We start from the raw sequence: 10,190 nt of genomic DNA, 5'->3' as shown, positions 1-10,190 counted from the left end.
ACGACGTCATCCGGCAGTACCTGGAATTACATTCCTCCAAGTGATGCCTCCGGCGTCAGCCGGTGGTCCTTCACTTTCGTCCAGGCCACATCCCCTGAACCGTAAATGAACTTGTCTTCCGAAAGGTTCAGGCCGTATGCCTCGTTTGCCGCCGCAAGCTGTTCTTCGGCGGTTCCCTCGAATTTATCGGATAAATCAGACGTCCCGTAATTCATGCCCATCTGCACGATGATGTCGATATCCTCAAACTGCTCCGGATTGGGCAGTTTGGATAACTCGTCATCAATGATGGCGGCCATTTCGCTGGCCACGCGGCCGTACTCCACGGCGCTCATTTCACCGGCGCCCCAGTATTCGTTGCCTATTTCAAAAGCCTGAATGTCAGACTCCCCACCGAGGCTGCCATCCGTCGCCTGCGACACGAAATTGCGAACGGCGTCTTCATCGACTTCCGCAAATCGTTCTCCGTTTTCATCGGTCTGGTCGCCTACGAAAACGCGGGTTGGCAGAACAAAAGTCACAGCCAAACCTTGCTCTTCAGCGTAGGTTATGAATTCCGAGATCGGGGTGAACTCAATCGGTTCGCCGGTGTCGCGACCAATGATTTGCTCGGTTTCAGGTGTTAGAACACCAAGGTTCTGTTCGGTCAGGGCACCGCCCGGATAGCGCAGGGTTGTCAAGCCAAGCGCCTGAACGGCTTCGTCAAATGTGCCGTCCTCGCCAAGCGAGTCCTTGGTGGCCAAAAAGTTGCCGCCAAAATGGGCGTCGACATAAGTATTTTGAGAAATATTTTTCGCTGAGACTTCGAAGTTCATCTGCGCTTCCTTGCTAATGAAGGTGCGACACAATCAAACCAATCGTTAACAATCGTTAACCCAACCTTAACACGAGCAGGCGCATTTTTGCAAATTATGGTCTAAGTAATTGAAGTAAATATTTTTTTATATTTAGGCGCAGGGCATAATCGGCCGCCTATCGTGGCGCCACACCATATAATCGCGACAATTTTCCATGCGATCCCAGTGGTTCCATGAGATCCTGGCGCGATATGAAATGCCGACGGCCTTTGCGTTTAGCGGCACAGGCGTTCGGCACGGTCGCCGTAAGCTCTGTAGGCTTTCCAAAACCGTTCGTCGCGCTCTCGGTCCGACTGACGGATTTCCTGTGCGCTATGCGGGTCTTTGTAGAAGGCCACGGCACGGCGCTGCTCTGACCGGCTTAGGGTTTGATCCGCCGCCGCCTGAATGCAGCCGCAAAGCGCCCGTGACCGCGCCCGTCGATCTGACGCCATGCAGGCACTGCTGATCGGGCCGGATGCGATCGGCATGGCCCCGGGGGGCAAGCGATCCCCGCGGAAGCGGTCACTGCCGCCGCCGCACCCGGCCAAAACCAATGCAAAACCCAAAAATAGCGCCTGTTTCATCGCGTTTGCCCTTTGTAACCGGTGCGGGGGGATATGTATCCACACTGCGCAACACCGCTTTATTGACTGCCCTTACCAAGTCTTGCCCGATCATGCGGGAATTTTCAATTCACAACCTGCGCCTGACCTGCAAGGGTTGTCGGTGTAGACACCATCTTGGGGGCACCATGGAATTCAGCCTGTCCAGCCTGCTATTGATCGTTTTCATCGTTATGATCCTGCAACCGGTTCTGGCGGGGCGGATGTTTGCGTTTCGGCGCGAGCAGGCGATCCGCAGCATTGAACGCAAGCGCAAAAGCCGGATCATCACCATGATCCACCGTCAGGAAAAGCGAAATCTGTTCGGGGTCAACGTCTCGCGGATGATTGATCTTGAAGATGCGCAATCCATCATTTCTGCAATCAAGTCCACGCCCGACGACACCCCGATTGATCTGGTGTTGCACACCCCCGGCGGGCTGGTGATCGCCGCCATGCAGATTGCCCGCGCGGTTGAGGCGCACCCCGCCAAAGTGACTGTTTATGTTCCGATTTATGCGATGTCCGGGGGCACTCTGATTGCCTTGGCCGCCGATGAAATCGTCATGGGCGAGTTCTCGATGCTGGGGCCGATTGATCCGCAGATCATGGGGATTTCCGCAGCCTCGATCATCGCGGCGCGCGATGGCAAGCCGGTTGAACATGTGTCGGATGTGGCGATGGTGCTGGCCGATGTCAGCGACAAGGCCATCCGGCAGGTGACGCGGGGTGCGGTTGAAATCATGACCCCCCGAATGGCGCGCGACAAAGCCGAGGAGCTTGCGCATAAGTTGGCCTCGGGGACATGGACGCATGACTATGCGCTAACCCCGGCCGAAGCGCAGGAACTGGGGCTTGAGATCACCGTGGGCATGCCGCCCGAAATACTGGACCTGATGAAACTTTACCCCGCGCCAGTGAAGCAAAGCGCGGTTGAGTTCCTGCCGTTCGATCCGCCGGGCCGCAAGATGAGCTAGGTCAAAGCGACCTTGCACCCGGTGGTGCAGGAGGACGGGCAAACGTGCCACAAGGATGCGCTTGACCACCCCGTCGCCATGACGTATCCCGGCGCACAGTTGGGCGGGCATGGTGAAATGGTATCACACGAGCCTTCCAAGCTCTTGGTGCGGGTTCGATTCCCGCTGCCCGCTCCAGCCTAAAATTCAAATGTATTGTTATTTTCGCCGGCCCTGCGGCCAATCTGCGCACTTGACCCCGCGGGCTTGCGCAGCCAAGAACCGTCTCGAACTGGCCGAAGGAAAAGATCCATGGTGCGCAAAGCCTCGAACGGCGCGGACATGACCGAACGAGACAAATCAAAAGAACTGGGCGCGCTGGCGGAACTTTGGCCGTTCCTGCGGCCGTACCGGCTGCTGATGGGCGCGGCGGTGCTTGCCTTGATGCTGACGGCCGCGGTGTCGTTGATCCTGCCAATGGCCGTGCGCCGGGTGGTCGATAATTTCGGGACCGAGGATGGCGCGGTACTGAACCAGTATTTTCTGGCCGCCCTTGGCATCGCAGGGCTTTTGGCCATCGGGACCGGGTTGCGCTATGCGCTGGTCACCCGGTTGGGGGAACGCGTTGTCGCCGATATCCGCAAAGCCGTGTTCGACCGTGTGATCGGAATGAGCCCGGCGTTTTTTGAAAACATCATGACCGGCGAAGTTCTTAGCCGGATCACCACCGATACAACGCTGATTCTGTCGGTCATCGGGTCGTCTGTATCCATCGCCCTGCGCAATCTGTTGATTTTCGTCGGGGGTTTGGGTCTGATGCTGATCACGTCAGCCAAGCTGACGGGCATGGTTTTGCTGCTTGTGCCACTGGTGGTTGTGCCGATTTTGACCTTGGGGCGCAAGCTGCGCAAGCTGAGCCGGGAAAATCAGGATTGGATCGCCGATAGTTCGGGCAATGCCTCCGAAGCGTTGCAAGCGGTGCAGACGGTGCAGGCTTTTACCCACGAAACCGCCAGCCGCGCCACCTTTGCCGGGGTCACCGAGAAAAGCTTTGACGCCGCGCGCCGCCGGATCGCCACCCGTGCGGCGATGACGGTGATCGTGATTTTCCTAGTGTTTACCGGAATCGTCGGCGTGTTGTGGATCGGGGCCAATGATGTGCGCGCAGGCACCATGACCGCCGGCACACTGGTGCAGTTTGTGATCTATTCTGTAATGGTGGCAGGCGCTGTCGCGGCCCTGTCGGAAATCTGGGGCGAGTTGCAGCGCGCCGCCGGCGCGACCGAGCGTTTGGTGGAATTGCTGCAGACCAACGACAAGGTGCAAGACCCGGCCAACCCTGTGGCGCTGCCGCGCCCGGTGCGGGGTGAAATCCTGTTCGATTCGGTTCGGTTCGCCTATCCGGCGCGGCCCAATACCCCGGCGCTGGATGATTTCAACCTGACGGTATCGCCCGGTGAAACCGTGGCGTTGGTGGGCCCCTCGGGCGCGGGCAAGACCAGTGTGATCCAGATGATCCAGCGATTCTATGATCCCAACGTAGGTCAGATCACGCTGGACGGTATCGCGCTCAGCGATATGGCGCGCGATGATTTCCGGCGTGAATTGGCGCTGGTGCCGCAAGACCCGATGATTTTTGCCGCGTCGGCGCGGGAAAACATCCGGTTCGGGCGCTTGGATGCCTCGGATGCCGAGGTGGAAAAGGCCGCGCGCGCGGCGGCGGCGCATGAGTTTATCACCGCGTTGCCCGAAGGCTATGACACCTATGTCGGCGAACGCGGGGTGATGCTGTCGGGCGGGCAAAAGCAGCGTATCGCCATAGCACGCGCCATTTTGCGCGATGCGCCTGTCTTGTTGCTGGACGAGGCGACCAGCGCGCTAGATGCCGAAAGCGAGCGCGCGGTGCAGATGGCGGTTGAAAAGATGGCCCGCACCCGCACCACGATCATCGTGGCCCATCGTCTGGCAACGGTGAAAAAGGCTGACCGGATCATCGTGATGGAGGCTGGGCGCATCGTGGCGCAGGGCACACATGATGCACTGGTGGCTGAAGGCGGTCTGTATGCACGTCTGGCACGCTTGCAATTTACCGATGGTGAGGCGGCCTGAGCTTGTTTCCCCTTGCGCGTGTCGGGTCTTCGGTAATGATGGCGCTATCTATTGTGCAAGTGGAGAGTAAGAATGGGTTTGTGGAGCTTTATGAAGGACACTGGCAAGTCGCTGTTTGGCGACGAAGAGCCGAGCGCCGAAAAGGTGCAACAAGAGGTCAGTGATTTGGGCTTGGACGCCGAAGGTCTGGATATCGCCGTGGACGGTGACGTGATCAAGGTATCGGGGGCTGCAGCCAGTCAAGAGGCCAAGGAAAAGGTCATCATGGCGGTGGGAAATCTGGAAGGCATCGCTGCGGTCGAAGACAATGCAGGCGGCGCTGACCCGGTGTTTCACGAGGTTCAGCCGGGCGATACCCTGTGGGCCATTGCCGAAAAGGCACTGGGCAACGGGGCGCATTACGAACAGATATTCGAGGCCAACCGCCCGATGCTAAGCCATCCGGACAAGATTTACCCCGGACAGAAATTGCGCATCCCGCAAGAGGGCACACTGACCTGAGCTTGCCGGGATATGTGCGCGACACAGCCTCGCCCCGGAACGGGCGGGGCTTTTTTGTGGGGCGTTTACAGGGCGGGTGTGGCGCGGTAGCAGATATACCAACGCTGCAGCATAAGGATGCTTTGGATGAAAATCGCCACCGCCGCCTATCCTCTGGACCCGGTTACAGATTGGCAGGCCTATGCCGACAAGCTGCGCGCTTGGGTGGCAGATGCTGCCGGTCAAGGGGCTGAGCTTTTGCTGTTCCCGGAATACAGCGCGATGGAGCTGGCCATGCTGGACGGTCCCGAAGCGGCCGGCGATCTTGAGCGTGCCTTGCATGCGGTGTCACGTTGGGTGCCGCAAGCCGACGAGTTGCATTCGGATTTGGCCGCTGAATTCGGTGTGCACATCTGTGCCGCGTCGGCCCCCGTGTTTGACGATGCGCTGGGCGCGCGTCCCGTCAACCGGGCGCGCCTGTTTACGCCGCAGGGGGGCTGCGGTGTGCAGGACAAGCAGATCATGACCCGCTTTGAGCGCGAGGAATGGGATGTTGTGCCCGGCGGTCCGCTGAGCTTGTTCGACACCGCATTGGGCAAAATCGGAATCCTGATCTGTTATGATGCCGAATTTCCCTTGCTGGGTCGTGCCTTGGCCGAGGCGGATGTGATTCTGGTGCCGTCGGCCACCGAGGCTTTGGCCGGTTATTGGCGCGTGCGGATCGGCGCGATGGCGCGGGCATTGGAAAATCAATGCGTGGTCGCCATGGCATCGAACGTGGGGGATGCCGCATGGTGCCCGGCGGTGGATGAAAATACCGGCATGGGGGGTGTTTTTGGCCCGCCTGACCGGGGCTTTCCTGCGACGGGCGTGATGGCCGAAGGGCAGTTGAATGCACCCGGCTGGACCTGCGCACAGGCCGATTTAAGCGCGGTGGCCGGGGTGCGTGCCGATGGGGTCGTGTTGAACCGTCTCCACTGGGATGAACAGCCTGTTCGCGTCGCGAAAACCACAACCACCCGGCTGCGGTGATTATACGCTTGAAAAACACGGCGAATGGTCCCATTTAAGGCCGGGTCCGCAGACTGGCGGATCGTGTAATGAAGGAGAGACCATGGCCAAGGAAGATACGCTCGAATTTCCCGGTGTCGTGAAGGAACTCCTGCCGAATGCGACGTTTCGGGTCGAGCTGGAAAACGGCCATGAAATCATCGCGCACACGGCAGGCAAGATGCGCAAGAACCGCATCCGTGTTCTGGCTGGCGACAAAGTTCAGGTGGAAATGACACCTTATGATCTGACCAAGGGTCGGATCAACTATCGCTTCAAGTAAGATTGACGCGCTCGAAAGAGTATATCCAAACGTTTAAAGCGGCCTCGCAAGAGGCCGTTGAATTTTTGCATGATGAGGCGGGACGCATGAGTGATCCGCATGCGACGGCTGTGCTTGACTGTGCGGCGCATGCAATGGGCCTACAGCGTTCATCACGTGCCAAGCCGTTGCAAAGCGACGCGGGGCAGAAATGAAACTCATCCTTGGATCGGGCAGCCCGCGCCGCCGCGAGTTGCTTGCGCAAATCGGGGTGGTGGCGGATGACATCCGCCCACCCGACATCGACGAAACCCCCGTGCAAGCCGAGTTGCCGCGCCCCTATTGCGCACGCATGGCTCGTGAAAAGGCCTTGGCCGTCGAAGCTGGGCCAGAGGATATCGTGCTTTCGGCCGATACCACCGTGGCCCTTGGACGCCGCATCATGGGCAAGCCCGCCAATGCGGGCGAGGCGGCGCAGTTTCTGCTGGCCATGTCAGGCCGCCGTCACAAGGTGATCACGGCTGTGGCCGTGCGCCGTGATGGGCAGCTTTGGGAACGCGACGTTGTCACCACCGTCAAGATGAAGCGCCTCTCGGACGAAGAATTGAACGCCTATCTTGCCACCGGCGACTGGCAGGGCAAGGCGGGGGGCTATGGCATTCAGGGGCCAGCCGGCGTGTTGATCCCATGGATTCAGGGGTCGTTCACCGCTGTTGTCGGACTGCCGCTGTGTGAAACGGCCGGATTGCTGAAGGCGGCGGGATATCCGGTATATCGGGGGGATGCATGAAAGGACGTTTGATCGCACTGGATCATCTGGGCGGGGCCGAGGCGGCTGCGTTGATGGTAGATGGCCGTCTGGAAGATCTGTTTCTGGACAGTGACGCGCCGCGGCCCGGCGCCATCTATCGCGGAATCGCCGACCGTCCGATGAAAGGGCAGGGCGGCATGTTCTTGCGCACCCCGGATGGGGCCGCGTTTCTGCGGCAGGTCAAGGGGCTAAGCCCCGGACAGCCTATTCTGGTGCAGGTCACGGGTTATCCCGAACCGGGCAAGGCTTTGCCGGTGACAGCCAAGGTGCTGTTCAAAAGCCGACATGCCATCGTAACCCCGGACGCGCCGGGGTTGAATGTCTCGCGCAGTATCCGGGATGACGATCGCCGCGATGCGCTTTTGGCGATTGCCCATGCGGAAATGGACGGGGCCGAGATGGGGCTGATCCTGCGATCGTCCTGCGCGCAGGCCAGCGACGATGACATTGCCGAGGACATTCGCGCCATGCACGATCTGGCGCAGGCCGTGACAGCCGATGCCGATGGCAGCGACCCGGAAAAGCTGACCGAAGGCGACGGCCCACATGCGCTGGCATGGCGCGAATGGACCGCCCCTGCGCAGGTGGATACGTCCGAGGGGTCTTTTGCCGATCATGGCGTTCTTGATCAGATCGAGGTGCTGGCCAGCCCGGATGTCGCTTTGGGCGGCGGGGCGTCGATCAGTGTTGAGCCGACCCGCGCGCTGGTGGCGGTGGACGTGAATACCGGCGGCGATACCTCGCCCGCAGCGGGGCTCAAGGCCAATCTGGCCGCCGCCAAGGATTTGCCACGTCAGTTGCGGCTGCGGGGGCTTGGCGGGCAGATTGTCTTGGACTTGGCGCCGATGGCGAAAAAAGACAGGCGCCCGTTTGAAACCGCCCTGCGCGCCGCGTTCCGCGCCGACATCGTCGAGACCACCCTTGTCGGCTGGACCCCTCTGGGCCATTTCGAATTGCAGCGTAAACGTGACCGTATGGCATTGAGCGAGGTGATGAAATGAGCTGCCCGATCTGTGAAAAACAAACTGATCCGAAATTTCGCCCCTTTTGCTCCAAACGCTGCGCTGATCTCGATTTGGGCAAGTGGTTGAGCGGTGATTATGCCGTGCCATCGCGCGACCCCGAGGATATCGAGCGCGCCTTTGATGAGGCCGAGCGTCAGCGCGCCAAACCGCATTGAAAAAATTGAACGATCCCTCTGGACACCCCGCCCGTGCTCGCCTAATACACCCGGACCCGAACGCAACAGCGTTCCCCGTGCCCGGGTAGCTCAGGGGTAGAGCAGTGGATTGAAAATCCTCGTGTCGGTGGTTCGATTCCGCCCCCGGGCACCATTTTAACCAAAAAAATCAGCAACTTAGCCATTGCACATTTTTACGAAATGCGTTGCACAGTCATCGCACAGTTTTGTCGCGTGTTTGAGCTGTGCAGCTGTACGGAATCGCTGTGTTGAACACAGTGTTTGCGGTTACTGTGTTGAACACAGTTTTTGAACATTTGTGGGAGAACATAGTCGGAGCAACACAGAACACGTGATGCTGTGGCAACAAGGAACCTGTTCCACTTTGGGCACCGAGAACACAGGACGCTGTTTAAACACACAACTTCAGATTACTGCAGTAACGGCCACTTCTGATGTTTGCGGCAGTTAGCAGTCGTTGGCGTTTGTTCGTGGTTGTTTCCTCGCCTAACAGCCGTTGCCAATACCAAAGCTGGCTAAGCCCAAGTCACGCCCAAAGCCGAATGGCCCGCGCGACTTGCCTCGCGCACGGCCATGGCGGTATCTTCGATGCAGTGGCGGCTTTCGTAATGATCAAGGATGTTGGGCTTGCCAACGGCGATCACCAACAAAAACTGCCGCTAGCGCCCCTGGCGCGACAGATCTGCCGAAGAGTGCTGTACGGCCGCTACAAGCCGGGTATAAAATCCGAGCCGCGCGTTCAACCGCTAACAACCGTCAGGCGCTCTCCAACTGACCGGGTCAGCCGCGTGAAGTTGGTAACTCATCGTCGCGTTGCATGACCAAGATCATCACAGCAAGGATCGACATGTAGAACCGGAAGCCAGCCTGCTGCCCGTTCCACGTGTCCGATTGCCACATCAGGAACCATTCGCCTCCTACGGCCATGAAACCAACAAACCAGACAAGAAAACCCAGCGTCGCGCCTATCATTGCCATGTTTTTCGCGGCTTGAAACTCGTGCGAGGATGCGTGTCGTGCCGTCACAAGGCGCAGGCCGCCTAGAAAGAGGAACAAGAAAGTCAGCCCCTCGCCCGCGATGATGCCCCAATAGCCGACATGCCAGAGCGTCGGATTAGTGATCGCGCGGTACATCGCCGCGTTGCCTTCGAAGGTCGTGTCCATGCTAAGGACATGGCGCACGAACTGAAAGTTGCTGTCATAATCGGTTATGTTGTTAAACGTTACAAGGAATGCGAAAAGTGACAATCCGAACAACATTACCGCCTTGCTGAGACGTACCACCATGAAAAACCCTCCCGAGGCGTCAACGGCCTCTTTTACATGGGGATTTCCTCCCCGGTTGGAACTCACTCGCAGCGCTTCGGAAACAGCCGAGCGACACGGTCTGATTGAAACCCTAATGGCGGTCCCGTTGTGTGACAACATGGAAGTGGGAGACGTGGTTGAAATCGAAGCTGCCGATGGCACCGTCGAATACTTCAGAATTGACCGCCGCTGCTGGCGTTTCGGGGCGCAGGGCGGCCCCAGCGAACTCGTCTTGCGGCTGGACTGGCCCGCGAGCCGCTGATCAGGATTGGCCTCGTGCTCTACCGCGTCATGCGCATGCGCCTGAAGGCCAAGGGCCATAATGCCAGTCCGCGCACAGCCCTCGATCTACTCGAACGGATTCAGCGCCATACAACAAACATTGGCGAGCGCACCCTAAACGGCCTTTCGACGATCACACCGGAACAATTGGAGCTGTTCGACACCCTGGACCTGCCAAAACCCGCCTAATCCCTGCTCGGTAGTCACACAAGGGGGGAATGTCCCGCTTGATGTTGAAACTCGCCTGAGTGGCGCAGCTTGATGCGAGGTTATGCGGCGTCCTTGATCTG

At 59.0% G+C, this 10,190-nt stretch carries 13 protein-coding genes, 2 tRNA genes and 1 pseudogene; 12 read left to right on the top strand and 4 right to left on the bottom strand.

What is annotated here, in order from left to right; translation table 11 throughout:
* Nucleotides 1-26: 26 nt before the first annotated feature.
* Nucleotides 27-815, bottom strand: coding sequence for a hypothetical protein (locus tag HAT86_RS16365; protein ID WP_167200395.1), 789 nt, complete (start codon nt 813-815; stop codon nt 27-29).
* Between the two features lie 257 nt (nt 816-1,072).
* Complete coding sequence (locus HAT86_RS16360) at nt 1,073-1,423, bottom strand: hypothetical protein (protein WP_196780644.1); 351 nt, start codon at nt 1,421-1,423, stop codon at nt 1,073-1,075.
* 167 nt (nt 1,424-1,590) lie between these two features.
* Here HAT86_RS16360 and HAT86_RS16355 point away from each other — a divergent pair, with 167 nt between their 5' ends.
* The 10 genes from HAT86_RS16355 to HAT86_RS16310 all read left to right on the top strand — a co-directional run bounded on the left by HAT86_RS16355 (nt 1,591) and on the right by HAT86_RS16310 (nt 8,443).
* Complete coding sequence (locus HAT86_RS16355; RefSeq protein ID WP_167200392.1) at nt 1,591-2,418, top strand: SDH family Clp fold serine proteinase; 828 nt, start codon at nt 1,591-1,593, stop codon at nt 2,416-2,418.
* A 103-nt stretch (nt 2,419-2,521) separates the two neighbouring features.
* A tRNA-Gly gene (locus HAT86_RS16350) sits at nt 2,522-2,595 on the top strand.
* Between the two features lie 114 nt (nt 2,596-2,709).
* Nucleotides 2,710-4,506, top strand: coding sequence for an ABC transporter transmembrane domain-containing protein (locus HAT86_RS16345; RefSeq protein WP_167200389.1), 1,797 nt, complete (start codon nt 2,710-2,712; stop codon nt 4,504-4,506).
* A 72-nt stretch (nt 4,507-4,578) separates the two neighbouring features.
* Complete coding sequence (lysM, locus tag HAT86_RS16340) at nt 4,579-5,007, top strand: peptidoglycan-binding protein LysM (RefSeq protein WP_167200386.1); 429 nt, start codon at nt 4,579-4,581, stop codon at nt 5,005-5,007.
* A 126-nt stretch (nt 5,008-5,133) separates the two neighbouring features.
* On the top strand, nt 5,134-6,018 hold the full coding sequence (locus HAT86_RS16335; protein ID WP_167200383.1) for a carbon-nitrogen hydrolase family protein: 885 nt from the start codon (nt 5,134-5,136) through the stop codon (nt 6,016-6,018).
* An 82-nt stretch (nt 6,019-6,100) separates the two neighbouring features.
* Nucleotides 6,101-6,319, top strand: a complete 219-nt coding sequence (gene infA / locus HAT86_RS16330) for a translation initiation factor IF-1 (RefSeq protein ID WP_005978431.1) — start codon at nt 6,101-6,103, stop codon at nt 6,317-6,319.
* Nucleotides 6,320-6,509: 190 nt separating this feature from the next.
* The gene (locus tag HAT86_RS16325; RefSeq protein ID WP_167200380.1) at nt 6,510-7,088 is read left to right on the top strand and encodes a Maf family protein; all 579 of its coding nucleotides are present in this window, start codon (nt 6,510-6,512) and stop codon (nt 7,086-7,088) included.
* Complete coding sequence (locus HAT86_RS16320; protein ID WP_167200377.1) at nt 7,085-8,110, top strand: ribonuclease E/G; 1,026 nt, start codon at nt 7,085-7,087, stop codon at nt 8,108-8,110. The genes HAT86_RS16325 and HAT86_RS16320 overlap by 4 nt, the downstream gene beginning before the upstream one ends.
* Nucleotides 8,107-8,289, top strand: coding sequence for a DNA gyrase inhibitor YacG (locus tag HAT86_RS16315; RefSeq protein ID WP_167200374.1), 183 nt, complete (start codon nt 8,107-8,109; stop codon nt 8,287-8,289). Before HAT86_RS16320 ends, HAT86_RS16315 begins: the two co-directional genes overlap by 4 nt.
* Nucleotides 8,290-8,368: 79 nt before the next feature.
* Nucleotides 8,369-8,443 (top strand) — tRNA-Phe (locus tag HAT86_RS16310).
* A 382-nt stretch (nt 8,444-8,825) separates the two neighbouring features.
* On the opposite strand, the gene HAT86_RS17140 is transcribed toward HAT86_RS16310, so the two are convergent.
* Nucleotides 8,826-8,954 (bottom strand): hypothetical protein, encoded by a 129-nt coding sequence (locus tag HAT86_RS17140; protein WP_408015034.1) that lies wholly within the window; start codon nt 8,952-8,954, stop codon nt 8,826-8,828.
* 136 nt (nt 8,955-9,090) lie between these two features.
* The gene (locus HAT86_RS16305) at nt 9,091-9,597 is read right to left on the bottom strand and encodes a DUF2165 family protein (protein WP_167200371.1); all 507 of its coding nucleotides are present in this window, start codon (nt 9,595-9,597) and stop codon (nt 9,091-9,093) included.
* 139 nt (nt 9,598-9,736) lie between these two features.
* On the opposite strand from HAT86_RS16305, the gene HAT86_RS16300 reads away from it, so the two are divergent.
* Nucleotides 9,737-9,880 carry a hypothetical protein gene (locus HAT86_RS16300; protein ID WP_167200368.1) on the top strand — a complete coding sequence of 48 codons (144 nt, stop codon included), beginning with the start codon at nt 9,737-9,739 and terminating at the stop codon, nt 9,878-9,880.
* A gap of 5 nt (nt 9,881-9,885) precedes the next feature.
* Nucleotides 9,886-10,089: pseudogene (locus HAT86_RS16295) on the top strand (IS1634 family transposase); the annotation flags it as partial.
* Nucleotides 10,090-10,190 lie beyond the last annotated feature (101 nt).

The organism is Roseovarius gahaiensis (assembly GCF_011601345.1).
Classification (GTDB): domain Bacteria; phylum Pseudomonadota; class Alphaproteobacteria; order Rhodobacterales; family Rhodobacteraceae; genus Roseovarius; species Roseovarius gahaiensis.
Note: the sequence above shows the minus strand (reverse complement) of the source record. Positions and strands in the feature narration are given on the sequence as shown.

Bases quoted from the DNA above. Each gene is read 5' to 3' on its own strand.
- HAT86_RS16365 (WP_167200395.1), bottom strand. From the start codon at position 815: ATGAACTTCGAAGTCTCAGCGAAAAATATTTCTCAAAATACTTATGTC.
- HAT86_RS16360 (WP_196780644.1), bottom strand. From the start codon at position 1,423: ATGAAACAGGCGCTATTTTTGGGTTTTGCATTGGTTTTGGCCGGGTGC.
- HAT86_RS16355 (WP_167200392.1), top strand. From the start codon at position 1,591: ATGGAATTCAGCCTGTCCAGCCTGCTATTGATCGTTTTCATCGTTATG.
- HAT86_RS16345 (WP_167200389.1), top strand. From the start codon at position 2,710: ATGGTGCGCAAAGCCTCGAACGGCGCGGACATGACCGAACGAGACAAA.
- lysM (WP_167200386.1), top strand. From the start codon at position 4,579: ATGGGTTTGTGGAGCTTTATGAAGGACACTGGCAAGTCGCTGTTTGGC.
- HAT86_RS16335 (WP_167200383.1), top strand. From the start codon at position 5,134: ATGAAAATCGCCACCGCCGCCTATCCTCTGGACCCGGTTACAGATTGG.
- infA (WP_005978431.1), top strand. From the start codon at position 6,101: ATGGCCAAGGAAGATACGCTCGAATTTCCCGGTGTCGTGAAGGAACTC.
- HAT86_RS16325 (WP_167200380.1), top strand. From the start codon at position 6,510: ATGAAACTCATCCTTGGATCGGGCAGCCCGCGCCGCCGCGAGTTGCTT.
- HAT86_RS16320 (WP_167200377.1), top strand. From the start codon at position 7,085: ATGAAAGGACGTTTGATCGCACTGGATCATCTGGGCGGGGCCGAGGCG.
- HAT86_RS16315 (WP_167200374.1), top strand. From the start codon at position 8,107: ATGAGCTGCCCGATCTGTGAAAAACAAACTGATCCGAAATTTCGCCCC.
- HAT86_RS16305 (WP_167200371.1), bottom strand. From the start codon at position 9,597: ATGGTGGTACGTCTCAGCAAGGCGGTAATGTTGTTCGGATTGTCACTT.
- HAT86_RS16300 (WP_167200368.1), top strand. From the start codon at position 9,737: ATGGAAGTGGGAGACGTGGTTGAAATCGAAGCTGCCGATGGCACCGTC.